The 16,260-nt window shown below is 44.7% G+C and carries 14 protein-coding genes; 4 read left to right on the plus strand and 10 right to left on the minus strand.

Features of this window, described 5'->3' with window-relative positions:
• Positions 1-343: 343 nt before the first annotated feature.
• A complete protein-coding gene (locus tag J7E37_RS06130) occupies positions 344-1,219 on the minus strand; it encodes a nucleotidyltransferase-like protein (protein WP_214783925.1) in 876 nt (291 codons plus the stop codon).
• Positions 1,220-1,377: 158 nt separating this feature from the next.
• Between J7E37_RS06130 and J7E37_RS06135 the strand changes: the two genes are divergently transcribed.
• A complete protein-coding gene (locus J7E37_RS06135; RefSeq protein ID WP_214783922.1) occupies positions 1,378-1,728 on the plus strand; it encodes a YgzB family protein in 351 nt (116 codons plus the stop codon).
• Positions 1,729-1,893: 165 nt separating this feature from the next.
• On the opposite strand, the gene perR is transcribed toward J7E37_RS06135, so the two are convergent.
• The 9 genes from perR to J7E37_RS06180 form a co-directional block, all read right to left on the minus strand.
• Positions 1,894-2,337 carry a peroxide-responsive transcriptional repressor PerR gene (gene perR, locus J7E37_RS06140; RefSeq protein ID WP_225650525.1) on the minus strand — a complete coding sequence of 148 codons (444 nt, stop codon included), beginning with the start codon at positions 2,335-2,337 and terminating at the stop codon, positions 1,894-1,896.
• Positions 2,338-2,457: 120 nt separating this feature from the next.
• A complete protein-coding gene (locus tag J7E37_RS06145) occupies positions 2,458-3,009 on the minus strand; it encodes a cob(I)yrinic acid a,c-diamide adenosyltransferase (protein ID WP_214783919.1) in 552 nt (183 codons plus the stop codon).
• Positions 3,010-3,012: 3 nt separating this feature from the next.
• The gene (locus J7E37_RS06150) at positions 3,013-3,957 is read right to left on the minus strand and encodes a D-2-hydroxyacid dehydrogenase (RefSeq protein ID WP_214783916.1); all 945 of its coding nucleotides are present in this window, start codon (positions 3,955-3,957) and stop codon (positions 3,013-3,015) included.
• Between the two features lie 215 nt (positions 3,958-4,172).
• The gene (locus tag J7E37_RS06155; RefSeq protein WP_214783913.1) at positions 4,173-5,036 is read right to left on the minus strand and encodes a TetR/AcrR family transcriptional regulator; all 864 of its coding nucleotides are present in this window, start codon (positions 5,034-5,036) and stop codon (positions 4,173-4,175) included.
• A gap of 132 nt (positions 5,037-5,168) precedes the next feature.
• Positions 5,169-5,636, minus strand: coding sequence for a thioredoxin-dependent thiol peroxidase (bcp, locus tag J7E37_RS06160; protein WP_215023029.1), 468 nt, complete (start codon positions 5,634-5,636; stop codon positions 5,169-5,171).
• An 85-nt stretch (positions 5,637-5,721) separates the two neighbouring features.
• Complete coding sequence (locus J7E37_RS06165) at positions 5,722-6,129, minus strand: potassium channel family protein (RefSeq protein WP_214783907.1); 408 nt, start codon at positions 6,127-6,129, stop codon at positions 5,722-5,724.
• 393 nt (positions 6,130-6,522) lie between these two features.
• The gene (locus J7E37_RS06170; RefSeq protein WP_214783904.1) at positions 6,523-7,308 is read right to left on the minus strand and encodes an ABC transporter permease; all 786 of its coding nucleotides are present in this window, start codon (positions 7,306-7,308) and stop codon (positions 6,523-6,525) included.
• Positions 7,309-7,311: 3 nt separating this feature from the next.
• Positions 7,312-8,103, minus strand: coding sequence for an ABC transporter permease (locus tag J7E37_RS06175; RefSeq protein ID WP_214783901.1), 792 nt, complete (start codon positions 8,101-8,103; stop codon positions 7,312-7,314).
• A complete protein-coding gene (locus J7E37_RS06180; RefSeq protein ID WP_214783898.1) occupies positions 8,096-9,109 on the minus strand; it encodes an ABC transporter ATP-binding protein in 1,014 nt (337 codons plus the stop codon). The genes J7E37_RS06175 and J7E37_RS06180 overlap by 8 nt, the downstream gene beginning before the upstream one ends.
• A gap of 121 nt (positions 9,110-9,230) precedes the next feature.
• Between J7E37_RS06180 and J7E37_RS06185 the strand changes: the two genes are divergently transcribed.
• The 3 genes from J7E37_RS06185 (at position 9,231) to J7E37_RS06195 (ending at position 16,191) form a co-directional block, all read left to right on the plus strand.
• Positions 9,231-9,971: a YqjF family protein gene (locus tag J7E37_RS06185; RefSeq protein ID WP_215023031.1), complete on the plus strand. Its 741-nt coding sequence runs from the start codon at positions 9,231-9,233 to the stop codon at positions 9,969-9,971.
• 114 nt (positions 9,972-10,085) lie between these two features.
• On the plus strand, positions 10,086-11,381 hold the full coding sequence (locus tag J7E37_RS06190; protein ID WP_215023033.1) for a glutamate-1-semialdehyde 2,1-aminomutase: 1,296 nt from the start codon (positions 10,086-10,088) through the stop codon (positions 11,379-11,381).
• A 340-nt stretch (positions 11,382-11,721) separates the two neighbouring features.
• Complete coding sequence (locus J7E37_RS06195) at positions 11,722-16,191, plus strand: glutamate synthase-related protein (protein WP_214783931.1); 4,470 nt, start codon at positions 11,722-11,724, stop codon at positions 16,189-16,191.
• The last annotated feature ends 69 nt before the right edge of the window (positions 16,192-16,260 follow it).

Consider the following 16,260-nt stretch of genomic DNA (forward strand, 5'->3'; position numbering starts at 1 on the left):
CATAAGCCAGGATCAAACTCTCCAAAAAAGAGTTATGAGTTAGCTCATAAGTTAAAACGTTGGCTCATGTTCTTATAGAAGAAACATGATCATTTATTGTTTGTTGACGCTTGTTTGTTTAGTTTTCAAAGAGCAAGTTAGTTAGCATATCGCCTAGAAGCGACTTTACTAATATAACATCCGGCGTTTGTTCTGTCAATAACTTTTTAAAAAGAAATGTTATCGACCGAAAAGCACTTTAAGTTTTCAACCGTCTGCCGCGAAAATGTTTTTGCTGTGTTCCGCAGCGACGGTTATTAATATACCAAGTATTTTTTAAATGGTCAATAGGTTTTTTATTTTTTTAGGATAATTTTTCTGTAGATTGATAATATCTGTGGAAAATGCCTTGGCCTTTTGTTTCGACTTTGACTACATCAAGGATTTTCTTTTCTATTAAATATTCCACAAGAATACCAAGGTCTACAGAGTAGGGTGCCAACTCAGGATGTGACATCAATTCATTGAATGACCAATGTTCATTACTCTCCATCACCTCAAGCAAATGCTGGCACCCGACCTTCGTTCTTTTATGAATCAGGAATTCACTGGCCAGGAATAATAGCTCCAGCCGCTTTTCGATGGACTCCTCACTGCAAATCAACTCTTCATATAATTTGTATATTTCCGGTTCAATCTGTTTGACCTGATGCCACACAGTGACTTCTGGATGGAACCCGTTTTCGATGACCGCTAACCTTGCCAGGTGATGCAGCGAATGGACCACATGATTATAAGCATCCAGATAGTTGAAGTTGTCAAAGAGTACTTTCCCATCAGAATACCTTCTGATTAATTTCGCAAACTCGATCCCCATCTTAATCTTTCGGCCAAAGAAAGGAAACTCCCTGAGTTCGTGTTTTAGACTGGCAATCCGTTCATTCCGGTCAAAAACGATCTTCCCGTTGTACAGCCAATCAAATATTTTTTTGTTATTTCCTATTAACAGCCAATCATTGATTTGCTTTTCTGTCACTATATGCATCGCTGCTTTTTTATCTTCATAAGAATAATGTTTTACAAAGACGGGATCATTATTTTCTTTTACTATAATAAGCAGGATAACATCAAAAGTATCAGTGGCGGCGAGGGCTTTTTGCCTCTTCTCGACCACCACTACTCCTACAGTATTAGGATGGCTTGCACGTTCTTGATAAATCGAACGAAGGATATCCTCCATAATAAACTCCTCCATTTGTTTGTTAGCATATATGTTCGACAATTATATAAGATCTCCTGCATTTTCTCTAGACAATTTTCGACATGAGTTTAGACTTTTTTATGATTACCTTGGCGTATAAGATATGATATAGTTAGATTTTAGGGAGGGAAAATTCCATGGCTAAGTATTCTAATAAAATAAATAAAATCCGCACCTTTGCGCTGAGCCTGATTTTCATTGGCTTCATCGTAATGTACGCAGGCATTTTCTTTCGGAACTCCCCATTGGTCATGACCATTTTCATGATCCTTGGATTGCTTTTCATCATTGCTAGCACTGTTGTTTATTTTTGGATTGGAATGTTATCGACTAAAACAGTCCAAGTAGTCTGCCCTAACTGTGGCAAACAGACCAAAATGCTCGGCCGTGTAGATATATGCATGTACTGCAATGAACCGTTAACTCTAGACCCATCTCTTGAGGGCAAAGAGTTTGATGAACAATACAACCGAAAGCAAAAAAAATAGAACTCGGCGGAAGCCGAGTTCTATTTATATGGCTCTTTTCGCAACTTTGTTGCTTTCTCAATCAATAAATGCAATCTTTATTCAGAAATCCTTCGAAAAGAACCCTAGCCGGCCTGCTCAATGATCTAAAAAAAGAAACTGATAGCTTTTGCCATCAGTGTTAGTTTAATGAGCTTCCTTCGCGGAGCAATCCGGACAAGTGCCGTAAATCTCCATTCTATGGTTACCGACTTTAAAACCCGTTACATGGGAAGCCAGGTGTTCAACCTCGTCAAGTCCTGGGTAATGGAAGTCGACGATCTTCCCGCATTTGTCACAAATAACGTGATAATGATGGGAAGTCACAAAGTCAAAACGACTTGAAGCATCTCCATATGTCAGTTCCTTTACCAATCCAACTTCACGGAATACTCTCAAATTGTTATAAACTGTCGCTACGCTCATGTTCGGGAATTTTCCTTCAAGCGCTTTATATATCTCATCAGCTGTAGGGTGCGACATTGAGTTTATTAAAAATTCGAGTATCGCATGACGTTGCGGAGTAATACGGACTCCTGTATCCTTCAAGGTATCCAGGGCTTCTTTTAACTGACTCTGTACCACCGCCATGCACCTCACTTTACTTTAGATTATAATTCTTATTTTATAATATTTATAAATAGTGTACTAATTTCATTCCACTTTTGTCAATATTGCTACTTCACAAACATACACAAATGCTGCAGTTGTTTAATCCTGGTGCAAAGTTTGTTCCTTTGACCCCAGATGCATGTTCACATATCTCGCTGCAACAAACAGGAAGTCAGAGAGTCGATTTAAATAGGAGAGGACAAGCGGGTTAACCTCTTCGCCCAGTTCAACAGCCTGTCGTTCTGCCCTTCTTGCTACAGTCCTTGCTACATGCAAAGCCGCTCCGGCCTGATGTCCTCCAGGGAGAATAAAGTTCGACAATTGCGGAAGAGCTGCATCCCAGGCATCAATCTTCGCCTCTAGCTCTTTGATGTCTTTTTCCTCAAGAGTCCACTTTACATTTTTCCCTGAAGGTGTAGCAAGTTCAGCACCGACATGGAACAATGCTGTCTGGATTTTATGGAATATTTCCTGCATATCTTCTTTGCCGCTGAAATATTCACCGTTCAAATAACTTAAAGCCAGCCCAATCATTGAATTCGTTTCATCACATGTACCATAAGCTTCTACACGTTTATCATTCTTAGCTACCCTTGTTCCATAAATAAGGGACGTTGTTCCCTTGTCCCCAGTCTTCGTATAAATCTTCATCCCCTAGTACCCCCTGTCCATGTCAATTACATTGAAATAATCCGATCCATTTTTAATATATGTATGCAGATTATGTTTAAAAATTTCAAAAGAGCGTGGCAGATAATTTTTCGTAAGACTTGAAATATGCGGCGTTACCGTTACATTATCCATCGTCCAGAATGGGTGGCTTTCTTCCAGCGGTTCTTCATAAAATACATCCAAGTACGCGTGTGCTATCTTATTTTCCTGAAGCGAAGCAATTAAAACCTCATCCGTGACCAAATCACCGCGGCCAATATTGATGAACACCGCTGTTTCCTTCATCATGTCAAAATCGCTGAGATCCAGAAAATGCTTTGTTTCGCTTGTGCTTGGCAATACTGAGACAATGAAATCTGCTTGAGGCAAGGCCCCTCGATAGTTTTCCATCGTGAATATTTCGTCAGCCCATTCGGCTTCACGCCCACTCCGATTCACACCAATTGTTTTCATATTAAAAGCTTTCGCCAGTCTCGCCACTTCTCCGCCAATAGCACCTATACCTAGAATGAGCAATGTCTTGCCGTATAATTCTCCCATCGGCAATTTCCGCTCCCATGTCCTGGTCTGTTCATTTGCCAAAAGGGATTTCATTTGCTTTACATGCTGCAGCATCATGCCAATTGTAAATTCAGCCATCGGGATTTTATGGATCCCCCTGACATTAGTAACCAAAATCCCGCGCTTTTTGCAGGCCGCGAATGGCATCCGATCCAGTCCGGCTGACATGACCATGATCCATTTCAATTTGTCTGCCTTGTATATAAGTTCTTCAGTTAAATCCTCACCGTATGTAAGACAGATTTCAGCTTCCAAAAATAGATCTTCCTTTATCCCTTTCTGAAACTCAAAGCTGACTTGCGGAAATTCCTTTTTCACATCATCCTGCAAAGCCTCAGCAGGCAGAATAGAGGAGTAAATTTTCATATAGACCAAACCCTTCGTTCTATTGTCATATAAATAATTGTATAAATTTTCACTCTATTAAACAACTTACAAGCATTTAGTTACAATAAAAAAAAGGCGGGCTATTGTAGCCCGCTAAATCGTTTGAGGAGGTATGCCCTAATACAATGATATTCAGTTAGAGCTAAAATGAATGGACAGAAGCCTGTATTGATAAAAATAGGCGGTTAATTTTATCATTTCAGACCATAAAACTCTGCAATGGCCTCCCGGTAGGCATCCAGCGATTGTTCATCCTTGAAGTTTGATAACATCCCCTGGATCACTGGAATACGCGGCGATTCCCTTTCCACTTCACTTTCAAGCACTTCCAGTGAAACATTCAAATCTTCGGTATTTTCCAGATTGGAGATCGTATGTTTCATTTTTTTGAGGATCGTTTTAATACCCTGGGCATCCGCCAGGAAGAACGCCTTTGTTTTATTTATAAGTTCCTGGACTTTTTCTTCGGAGGCTACCGGTTCCTCTCCTTCCAGGCCATCCACTAATGAATCGACTCTTCTTAGTAAATATTCCACTAATTCATCAATCCTGAAGCCCTCAGGATTAAAAATCAGCAGCTTCACATATGAGTTAAAGAACCCTTCTAGCATGAGAGCCAAATCCCAAAGATGCGGTTCAGCTTTGGGTCCATATATAGCACGAAGGCTTCTTTGATAATACATTTGGGCTTCATAATACTTGCGGATCATCAAGTCCTTTACCTCTTCATTCAGCGGAATTGCCTGTTCCCTAGATTGCATGATGATGAACTCTTTATGCTCAAGCATTGTATTGAATAACGCAGCCAGCTGTAATGAAAACTTTTCCCTAGGAGGCAGCTGCTTTTGCTCATACGCTTCAAGCTTCCTTTGTATATAATCAAAATAATATTCAAGAATCGCGATCAACAAAGCATCCTTTGATTTAAAGTATAAATAGAATGCTCCCTTGGAGATCCCGCTTTCCGAAACAATTTCCTGGATCGAAGTGGATGCAAATCCTTTAGTCGCATAAAGCTTGATCGCTGCTTCGATGATTGCTTTTTCCTTTTCCTTCACTCTTAAAGCCTCCCCAACTTAAAAAAATAAGAATGACTGACTGGTCATAGTTTTTTATTATCATACCCTATTATAGCTTATAGATTTAGCCAAATCAGCAAAAAGACAGCCTTTCTCCCGGCTGTCCTTTGATTAAAGATTTTCTTTTATATATTCAAGGGCCTCCTCAACATGGCCTTTCACTTTTACTTTTCTCCATTCCTTTACGAGATTGCCATTCTTATCAATGATGAAGGTTGAACGCTCAATTCCCATGTATTCCTTGCCAAAGTTCTTCTTCAGCTTCCAAACTCCATAATCCTCGGCAGTTTTGTGGTCTTCATCAGCCAAAAGCAAGAATGGCAGACCGTGCTTTTCGATGAATTTTTCATGGCGGTTGATTGGGTCGGGACTCACTCCAAGAATAACTGCGTCCACTCCTTCAAAACTCTCATGGTGATCCCTGAAATCACATGCTTCCGTTGTGCAGCCAGGAGTCATATCCTTTGGGTAAAAATAAAGGACCACATTTTTTCCTGCATAATCAGATAGCTTGACGGTTTCCCCATTGCTGGCCGGCAGTTCAAATGCCGGTGCTTTTCCTCCAAGTTCTAGTGTCATAATGTATCCCTCCAAAATTAGTTCTATTTTTATTAGCGTAACTAATTTGAGCCCGGAATACAAATAAGACAGAATTTGATGACCCTTAAGATCTTTTCTGGTCAAACACCGCCCTTGTGACAAAGGCGGCTGGAATCGTGTAGCCAATGAGTGCTTCCAAAACAGCGATTCCCCTCCCTATTCCAACCGGTGCTATATCGCCATAGCCCACGGAAAATAACGTAATAGCACTGAAGTACATACTCGTTGACATCCTTTCATATGAAGAGGTGCTCGGGCGCATGCTCACATCGGACAGCACCCAAATCCCTTTCAGGTCCAGTAAATAATACAATAGCCCAAATGCCCCCATTACCGTAGCGTAAATCAGGGCAAGTGTAACGAAATTCTCGAACGAGACCTGTTTACCTTTTATCTTGTGAGGAATAAATAATGTTCTCAGACTCAAAAATATCGCTAAAATGATTAAAATGACCGAAATGTAAAATTGCATGCGCAAGCCTCATTTCCTGCTTCTCTCCCTTCACTATACGCTGGTGAAATATCGAGTATGCAAGCAAGTCCTTCAATAATGCCGAGGGATTGTTTGATCCAGCCTCGATCAAGCTTATGGATAGTGCTATTCCTTCGCGTGGCTCTTTTTCGTGTCTCCATCAAGCCTGTGGATAGCGCTTTTTCTACTGATTCCCTCTTTTCCTGTCTCCATCGGGCCCATGGATAACGTTTTTTCCTTCGAGTGGCCCCAAATGTGTCTCCATCAAGCCCATGGATAGCGCTTTCCCCACTACAAGCCCGTTTCACGTATCCATCAGCTAATAAATTCGGGTACTACCCACAAAACAAAAAACCACGGCCTACACTCGGCCGCAGCTTGATATCAAACTATTCAATTCCCGGCTCCCCGGTATCTTTTCACGCCTTCATTCCAGATGAAAACAGACAGGCTGAAAAACACAAGCCCGATCACTGGTGTCAAAAATGAGTAACCGTACCACTCATCGCGGCCCAGGAAGTAAGCTGCCGGATAGACGCCGACGAAAGCGAATGGCAAAATCCAGGTCAATACAAACCGGATTGCCTTGTTATAGATATCTACCGGGTAGCGTCCATAGTTGCCAATATTGTACATCATCGGCATGATCGAGGTCCGAGCATCTGCCCAGAAGCTGATGCAGGCAATCATCACGAATATGCCGGCGTATACAAGAACCCCGCCCAGGACGAATAAAATGAACAGGAAAGGATCTGACCAGCTCATCTCAAGACCAAGCCGGCTACCGGCATAAAACATGACAGCCAGTCCGGTTACGGCCCCGAACAATGACTCCAGCTCCATCCTTTCGAGAATGATCTGGAACAAGCTATGAATCGGTCTTGTCAGAATCCTGTCCAGCTCACCTTTTACAATATACCGTTCATTGAAATCCCAAATATTGAAAAAAGCGGAGAACAGGGCATAAGGCACAAGGAAAAAACCGTAAATAAAGATGATTTCATCCCTGCTCCAGCCGTTCAGGAATTCGGTATGATCGAATACCACCAGGATAAAAATCAGGTTGACAGCCTGGAACAATAAATCTGAAAAGATCTCAACAATCAAATCTGCCCGGTATTCGAGCCTAGTCTTCATATACTGGGCGACATATTGAAAAAACATGCTGATGTAAAACATTCGTCACCCTCCCTGTATGATCAGTTGTTTTTTAGCAACGGACCATAGAATCTGGATCGGGAGCACCAGTATTAAAACCCATGCAGTCTGGAGCAGAAGCCCTTCAACTGCCTGGCTTCCAGTAAATCCATTGGTAAAAATCATGCTTGGAATATAACTGATGCCCTGGAACGGAAGGAAGCGCATGATATCCTGTGCCCATCCAGGAAAAAAACTGATCGGCAGGAGCAATCCTGAAAACAAGTCAATCAGTACACGCTTGGCTCGGATCAGGCCTGTATTATTATATAGAAAGAAAGTGGTAATTCCCGTCAGCAGGTTCAATTGTGTGTTGATGAGAAAGCTGAGCACAATCGAAATCATGAAAAATCCCCAGGTCGCCGCATCTGCTGAAAACTCCATAGGGAAAATCAAGGAAACAATGACCATGCCTGGCACCGAGAAGAAGAACAGTCTGAATATGCCTTCGCCCAGTCCCTGCATCGTTTTCATTCCGAGATAGTTATATGGCCTGATCAACTCGACGGCAACCTTGCCTTCCTTGATTTCGGTCGCCATTTCCCGGTCGATATTGTTAAAATAAAACGCCCTTGCCATCCAGGCAACCGCCACATATGTCGTCATTTGGACCGCACTCAAGCCTTCGATTTCACTTTTCCCGCCGTAAATCGCATTCCAAAGAAAGTAGTAAGCTCCGATATTGATGCTGTAAATCAAGATCCCTGTATAATAATTGGTCCTGTACGCCAACATCATCAAAAATCGGATGCGAATCATTTCGATATATTTATCCATGCTTTGTCATCCCTTTATCATAGATATTGCGGATGATTTCTTCTGTGGAAGGCTCATTGATTTTTACATCCCTAACCTTATAGGCGGCAACTGTACGTGCGATTACCTGCGATACCGTTTCCTCATCGTCCCCTGTCACCGCAGTGAAAATCTGTTTTCTTTCATCCAGCTCCCACTTGATATCAAGGTCACCTGTCAAAGTCTCCAGACGGCTGACGTCGGCTTTTTCAAGGAACTCAAAGCTGATTTCCTTCCCTTCGCCCCACGTTTCCTTCAGGTTTTTCAACGCGCCATCATAGATGATGTTTCCTTCATCAAGCATGACGACCCGCTCACATAATGCTTCGATATCGGTAAGGTCATGAGTCGTGAGAAGGATCGTCGTATTGTACTTTTCATTGATTTCCTTCAAAAACTCTCTGATTTTTAATTTCACAAGCACATCCAAACCAATTGTCGGTTCATCAAGGAAAAGGAGCGGAGGGTTATGGATCAGCGCGGCAGCAAGCTCACAGCGCATTCTCTGGCCAAGCGACAGCTTTCTTACAGGCTTATCTAGCAACGGCTCCAGATCAAGTGTCTTGATTACATGATCCATATGCTCATTATATTGAGCGTCTGAGACTTTATAGACCTTCTTCAACAAACGGAACGATTCCTGGACAGCGATGTCCCACCAGAGCTGAGAACGCTGGCCGAATACGACCCCAATCGTCTGGACGAATCTTTCCCTTTCCTTGTGAGGATTCATGCCATTGACGATGACACTCCCTGAAGTCGGGGTCAGAATCCCGGTCAACATTTTGATGGTTGTCGATTTCCCGGCTCCATTTTCGCCGATGTAACCGACCATTTCTCCCTGTTTGACGTTAAAATTGATATCGTTCACTGCAGGAACGATTTTATAATTACGTGTAAAAAGATCACGGAAGGCTCCCGATAATCCGGAACGGCTTGAATAAGCCTTGAATTCCTTCCGCAACCCGTTCACTTCAATCGCGTTCATGAATATTTCCTCCTTTGGTCACTCAAACAGTTTAGCCAATCCTTCTGGCTAAAACAAATGCTATGCCTGATTACTCCTGGCTGTTGAAGGGTATTTTAACCACAAAAAGGAGGAGTATCAAATGGAAAAGGAATTGCTGGTCCAGAGCCACCGCCCCTATCCTTTGCCGGATATGAAATGGGTCATGACACAGGAATGGCATCACACCTTATTTGTTCACTGGCCAGTGCCTGCCGCTTCATTAAGGGAGCATGTTCCTCAAGAGCTTGAGATTGACACTTTTGACGGCAGCGCATGGATTGGAATTGTCCCTTTCCAGGTTAAGAATACCCGTGGAAGGTTTACTCCATCCATTCCGGGCGTTAGTTCTTACCTAGAGGTAAATGTGAGGACATATGTAAAATACGGCGGCAGGACTGGTGTCTATTTCTTTTTGCTGGATGCCAATCACTTACTTGCAGTTCTTGGAGCAAAGGCAGTTTTCGGCCTAAACTATAAACAAGCAAACATCAGCTTTCAGGAAAAGAACCAATTTGAGATGATTTCCAGACGTGTACAGGCTGATGGCGGAAACGCAAAAATGGAGCTGCGATATATACCAGAAACTCAGGTATTTTCCGCAAAACCAGGGACGTTGGAACATTGGCTAACAGAAAGATATTGTCTGTGGACAAAACGCAGCAGCAAACTGGTTCGTGGGGATATCCACCATACAAAATGGGAGCTTCAGCAGGCAAGTGCAGAGATCACCCAAGAGCTGCTCATTCCTTTTATCAATCAAGACCTGCTGGAACAACAACCGCTCGTTCACTATAACAAATACAAAAAGGCCTTTTTCTGGCCGCCTAAGCTCGAAAAGTAGTTCACTGCTTTCGGGCTTCTTTTTTCGCTGAAAATGAACGAAAAGTGAAACAATCTGTAAAAACGAGAAATAATGATAAAATAGAAAAGCAGTTATATAGTAGGAGGTTTTACGATGCAAAGAACGAATTCCGAGCGGATACATAGTGAAGCTCTTGAACTTATCGTAGGCGGTGTCAATAGCCCATCCCGTTCGTACAAGGCGGTGGGCGGCGGAGCCCCTATCGTGATGGAGCGTGCCCAGGGAGCTTACTTCTGGGATGTGGATGGCAATCAATATATCGATTATTTAGCGGCATATGGCCCGATCATTACCGGACATGCTCACCCGCATATTACAGAAGCGATCAAAAGGGCCGCAGAAACAGGTGTCCTATACGGCACGCCGACCCCACATGAAGTCAAATTCGCCAAAATGCTTAAGGAAGCTATGCCAGCGCTTGATAAAGTCCGCTTTGTCAACTCCGGTACAGAGGCGGTTATGACAACCATCCGTGTTGCTCGAGCATATACGGGCAGGGATAAAATCATCAAATTTGCAGGCTGTTACCATGGACACTCTGACCTGGTTCTGGTTGCTGCAGGCTCCGGACCATCCACTCTTGGGACTCCAGACTCGGCGGGAGTTCCAAAGAGCATTGCCCAGGAAGTCATCACGGTGCCATTCAATGATATTGGACCTTTCAAGGAAGCTCTTGAAAAATGGGGCGACCAGATTGCAGCGGTACTTGTGGAGCCGATTGTCGGCAACTTCGGAATTGTTGAGCCTAAACCTGGCTTTTTAGAAGAAGTGAAGGAGCTTACCCATCAGGCTGGCTCGCTGATCATTTTCGATGAGGTCATCACTGCTTTCCGTTTCATGTATGGCGGAGCACAGGACTTGCTGGGTATTACGCCAGACTTGACGGCTATGGGCAAAATCATTGGCGGCGGCCTGCCAATCGGCGCTTATGGAGGACGTGCAGAAATCATGGAACAGGTGGCACCGCTTGGTCCTGCTTATCAGGCTGGTACAATGGCTGGAAATCCGGCTTCCATCCTCTCAGGCATCGCATGCCTGGAAGTATTGAAACAGGACGGTGTCTATGAGTATCTGGACCAGCTCGGTACGATGCTCGAAGAAGGAATCACTGCTTCAGCAAGCAAGCATGGCATTCCTATCACGATTAACCGTCTGAAGGGTGCATTGACCATCTACTTTACAACTGAAAAAATCGAGAATTATGAGCAGGCAGAGAACACTGATGGCGAAATGTTTGCGCGCTTCTTCAACCTGATGCTTGAACAAGGAATCAACATTGCTCCTTCCAAATATGAGGCATGGTTCGTGACAATTGCCCATTCAAGGGAAGACATCGAGGCAACCCTTCATGCTGTTGACCAGACATTTTATTCAATGGCCAATGAATAAATATACAGTTTTTTATACATAACAGGCATCAGTTTGATGTCTGTTATTTTTATCATTCGAAATGAAAACGTTTACATTTAAAGGAGTGTTTTATTCCCATCTCCCCATTCGCGAGAATCCTTCATCCAAACTAATGTATAATTAATTGATTTCTGAAAATTCTTATGATATGATTGCTATTAATATTTTAAGATTGCCATTCAAGTGGCCGCTTTAAATCCCTGCTTTAAATTCCCGTCTAAGGTTATACCCTCATGTACCAAGCTATCAAACGACAAGTTATAGATTATTTTTTCAGGAGGTGAACCGGCTTAAAGGAACCCTTTATAAGCCGATTTTTATGACAACACAATGGAACCCTTCCCAATTTAAAGACTTTTCAAGATTCGAACATGATGCATGCGGAATCGTTGCCAGCATTGAAAAGAAGAAAACCCCTACGCGCGAGAATATTTTCCACTGTATCAACGGCCTGGTCACGATGAACCACCGTGCTGGTTTTATCAATGGCGAAGGTGATGGCGTTGGCGTGCACATTGACATTCCACGCACTCTCTGGAAGGAAAAGCTTGCAGCAGCAGGTGCAGAAGCTAATGCCGTCGACAAAGAAAACTTTGTGGTCGGACATGTTTTTATCACAAGGACGGAGCAGGCAAAGGCAATTCAGGATGAGCTTGAGGCAAAGCTAGCAGAACAGAATATGGAGCTGATTTTTTCATCAGTCGAAGTCACTGATTCTGGTGCGCTCGGACCGATTGCGATTCAGGAAAACCCTGTATTCTGGCAGTTCGCTTGCCTTGCAGACCAAGCAGGTCAGGAGCTTTCCGGCAAATTGTTTGATATGATCGTAGATTTTGAAAAAAACGATCAGGTTCATGTGGCCTCCCTTAGCCAATACCATGCTGTTTATAAGGTAATGGGCGCAGGAGACATTCTTCCTAAATACTATCATGACCTGGCCAGCCCGCTGGTGGCATCCACCATGACACTTGGACACAATCGCTATTCAACTAATACTCTATCAAGCTTTTTCCGTGTCCAGCCGTTCAGCGTCCTTGGCCATAACGGTGAAATCAATACAATCGCTAGACTTCGCGATGAAGCGCGCATGGTCAATGTGCCGCTTGTAAAAGACGGAAGTGACTCACAGGATCTCAGCCGGACAATTGAAACGTTTATTTGTCGTGATGGTTATTCTTTATTTGAGGCAATGGACATGATGTTCCCGCCAATCATCAATGAAATCAAAGCTTATCCGGAACATTTGCAAGATTTATATACTTATATACGCGAAGCATGGGGCCATTTCGCCCAGGGACCTGCTGGCATCATTTCACGCTTTGCTGATGAAGCGGTATTCAGTGTAGACGCACTGGGCCTCCGCCCGCTTTGGATGGTAGACACAGAAAGCTCATACCTATTTTCATCAGAGCCGGGAATCATCCCGTCAACCGAGTATACAGGTGAACCAAAACCTCTTGCACCAGGCGAGAAGGTCGGCCTGAAATGGAATGGTGACACAATTGAAGTATTTGAAATGGAACAATTCCAGGGTGAAGTATTCAAGCGTTTTTCAGAGCGCCTTGCTTTCCAGGAAGCCCGCCATCGCCTAGGGGGCCCACAGCTTGGCAAGACGGTTACAATGACATATCCGGATAAAATCCATAACGGACAATATAAAGCATTTGGCTGGGAGCGTGACCATGTTCAGCTTGTCGAACAGATGGCTGAAAAGGGCGCAGAGCCAATCCGCTCGCTCGGACACGACGCGCCGCTTGCTGCGATGAATCCAGAACGAAAGAATATCGCAGATTTCATCAAAGAAAGTGTTGCTGTCGTAACGAATCCCGCTATAGACCGCGACCGTGAAGCTGAACATTTCTCAACACGGACTGTTCTCGGCAAGCGTCCTACCCTTTTCGGCAAATCGGAGACAGGTAAAGTCGTAGAATTGATCACGCCTCTTTTGGTAGAAGGAAAGGCGGGCTACGAGGTTTCATTGGAAACTGGCCAGCCAAGCATGGACCAGGTCATTCAGTGCTACCAGGATGATAAACTTGCAGCGTATCTCGAAACGGTCTTCCACAATGATGAAACCGTTAAAGAAGCCCTTGAAAGGCTTGCTGTTGAGGCAATTGCTGCTGTTAGGGATGGCAAAACACTGCTTGTGCTTGACGACGCAATGTCCCATCAGGAAAATGCACTGTGGCTAGATCCGCACCTTGTCGTTTCGGCGATTGATCAGGCTCTTGTAAAAGAAGGGTTGCGCCGCGACTGCTCACTCCTGCTGCGTTCTGCTTCGTTAAGATCGCTGCATGATATCATTGTTGCCCTTGGCCTTGGTGCCGATGCAGTCAGCCCGTACTATATGTTCATGACAGTGCTTGATGAGTCCGTTAAGCCGCTCGTTAACCTATATAGTGCCTTGACAAAGGGTCTTGAGAAAGTAATTTCTACTATTGGTATCCATGAATTGCGGGGATACGGACGTTTGTTCTCGGCGATTGGCCTGAATGATGAAGTAGCAGATTATTTGGTGATCGTGAACTTCTTTGGTTCCAATGAACTTGCATACAGTTTCGAAGCAATGAAAGAAGATGCATTAAAAAGAGCAGAAGATTTCCAGAATGAAAAAGAACGAATCGGCAAAACCTTCCACCTCTTCCCTCGTATCTGGAAGGCGATTGGCGAGGTTGCTTCCACAGGAGATTACAGCGTTTACCGCGAGAAAATTTCCGAGCAGGAAGACAGCAACCCGACAACCATCCGTCATTTGACTGGATTGAAGAAGGGTGATTCAGGAGTTTCACCGGAGGAAGTTGAAATTGGTGTTGGCGACCACAGCCTGCCGTTCGTCATCGCATCGATGTCATTCGGTTCACAAAATGAAATTGCTTTCCGCGCTTATGCTGAAGGTGCCGACCGTCTTAACATGGTCAGCATGAACGGCGAGGGCGGCGAAATAAAGGATATGCTTGGCAAGTACCCGCGCACTCGCGGCCAACAGGTGGCTTCAGGACGTTTCGGTGTGAATGCTGAATTACTGAACTCCTCCAACCTTCTGGAAATCAAGATTGGCCAGGGCGCAAAGCCTGGTGAAGGCGGACACCTTCCTGGTTCGAAGGTTACGGCTAAAATCGCGGAAGCAAGGAATGCCACGATTGGGTCAGATTTGATTTCACCATCAAACAACCATGATATCTATTCAATCGAAGACCTTGCGCAAATGATCCATGAGTTGAAAACAGCCAATGACCAGGCACGCGTTGCCGTTAAGGTCCCTGTTGTTCCGAATATCGGTACGATCGCAGTCGGTATCGCAAAAGCTGGTGCGGATATCATCACATTGAGCGGCTTCGATGGCGGTACTGGTGCCGCCCGTATTCACGCCCTTCAATATGTTGGGCTACCGGCAGAAATCGGCATCAAAGCCGCACACAACGCCCTGCTTGAAGCCGGATTGCGCGACAATGTCGAGCTCTGGGCTGATGGTGGTGTGAAGAGTGCTCAGGATGTCATTAAATATATGCTTCTAGGTGCAAACCGCGTCGGCTTCGGTACGCTGTCAATGCTTGCCATCGGCTGTACAACTTGCCGCGGCTGCCATCTAGATACTTGCCATGTAGGAATCGCGACACAGATCGATTCCGAGGCACAGGCGAAGGAACATGGACTGCGCCGATTTGTACCGCGCCAGTTCGACCTTGCCGTCCAGGGCATCATGAACTTGTTCACTGCTTTTGGAAATGAGCTTAAGGCCCTCGCTGCATCTGCAGGAATCAAGAATTTGCAGGAAGCAGTCGGCCGTTCAGACTTGCTTGAACAAATTAAAGGTAAAGATCTGCTTGATTTAACATATTTACTGAAGCCGCTTGAAATTGGCCAAATCACGCATCAAAAAGAAGCTGCCGCCTCCCTTGCTTCTGCACAGCTTCAAGTTGCAGCAGGCGCTGAATACCTTGATGCTGTCGATGAGGAGCTTCATCAGTCACGTGAATTCCAGGCTGTTACTGCCGAGCAGCGAGTGCTTGCAAGCAGGGTTTCCTGTCACAGGGTCCGCGGACGTCTTGACGGCTCCTACAGAAAGCTGCAGCCAGTCTCACTCCGTTACAAAGGCTCCATCCTCGGTAATGGACTTGGCGCTTACAACACAGACGGCATCAGTATAGAAATTGATGGCGGCGGCCAGGACGGAGTAGGCAAAACGTCATTCGGAGGCGCAATTTTGATCGCAAAATCTCCTGGCAAGGACGGAGGTTTCTACAACGGTTCCGTCGGAAAAGGATTTGGGTACGGGGCGCAGAAAGGCTTGCTCGTAGCACAGGGCAATGCAGATGCTCGTGCAGGAATCCGTTTATCGGGAGCCGATATGATCATCGGCGGTCAGGTGAAAAAGCCTATTCCTAAAAAAGAATTCGGGAATCTTGGAACAAACGCCAATATCAAAGGCTTTGCTTTTGAATATATGACGAACGGACGCGGACTCGTTCTCGGAGATCCGGGACCATGGATTTGTGCAGGCATGACAGGCGGTGTCGTTTATCTGAGGCACCAGCCGGAGATGGGATTGACAAAAGAAGCCATCGCCCGCCGAATCGCCAAAGGCGCGAAGGTTTCCATTGAGACCCTCTCACCAAAAGGCATCAGCGATGTGAAAGAATTGCTGGTGAACTACATCGAAATGGTCAAAAACCATGGCCAGGAAAACGAAGCTGCTGACCTCGCCCTTCTGCTGGAACATCCGGAAGATCACTTTATCCAGGTCGTTCCTGTCAAAGAGCAGGCAGACCCAGCAGTATCAACTGAATGATTGATGAAAATGGCTCCGTCACTTGGACGGAGCCATTTATTTTGGTCAGGATTAGAATAATTCTGATTC

Origin of the sequence: Bacillus sp. ISL-39, assembly GCF_018613295.1 — a bacterium.
GTDB lineage: Bacteria > Bacillota > Bacilli > Bacillales > Cytobacillaceae > Mesobacillus.

Coding starts and splice junctions, on each gene's coding strand:
- J7E37_RS06150 (WP_214783916.1), bottom strand. CDS start 3,957: ATGAAAATTTACTCCTCTATTCTGCCTGCTGAGGCTTTGCAGGATGAT.
- J7E37_RS06180 (WP_214783898.1), bottom strand. CDS start 9,109: ATGAACGCGATTGAAGTGAACGGGTTGCGGAAGGAATTCAAGGCTTAT.
- bcp (WP_215023029.1), bottom strand. CDS start 5,636: ATGACACTAGAACTTGGAGGAAAAGCACCGGCATTTGAACTGCCGGCC.
- J7E37_RS06170 (WP_214783904.1), bottom strand. CDS start 7,308: ATGTTTTACATCAGCATGTTTTTTCAATATGTCGCCCAGTATATGAAG.
- J7E37_RS06135 (WP_214783922.1), top strand. CDS start 1,378: ATGGCTAAGTATTCTAATAAAATAAATAAAATCCGCACCTTTGCGCTG.
- J7E37_RS06165 (WP_214783907.1), bottom strand. CDS start 6,129: ATGCAATTTTACATTTCGGTCATTTTAATCATTTTAGCGATATTTTTG.
- J7E37_RS06145 (WP_214783919.1), bottom strand. CDS start 3,009: ATGAAGATTTATACGAAGACTGGGGACAAGGGAACAACGTCCCTTATT.
- J7E37_RS06175 (WP_214783901.1), bottom strand. CDS start 8,103: ATGGATAAATATATCGAAATGATTCGCATCCGATTTTTGATGATGTTG.
- perR (WP_225650525.1), bottom strand. CDS start 2,337: ATGGCGGTGGTACAGAGTCAGTTAAAAGAAGCCCTGGATACCTTGAAG.
- J7E37_RS06195 (WP_214783931.1), top strand. CDS start 11,722: ATGACAACACAATGGAACCCTTCCCAATTTAAAGACTTTTCAAGATTC.
- J7E37_RS06190 (WP_215023033.1), top strand. CDS start 10,086: ATGCAAAGAACGAATTCCGAGCGGATACATAGTGAAGCTCTTGAACTT.
- J7E37_RS06130 (WP_214783925.1), bottom strand. CDS start 1,219: ATGGAGGATATCCTTCGTTCGATTTATCAAGAACGTGCAAGCCATCCT.
- J7E37_RS06185 (WP_215023031.1), top strand. CDS start 9,231: ATGGAAAAGGAATTGCTGGTCCAGAGCCACCGCCCCTATCCTTTGCCG.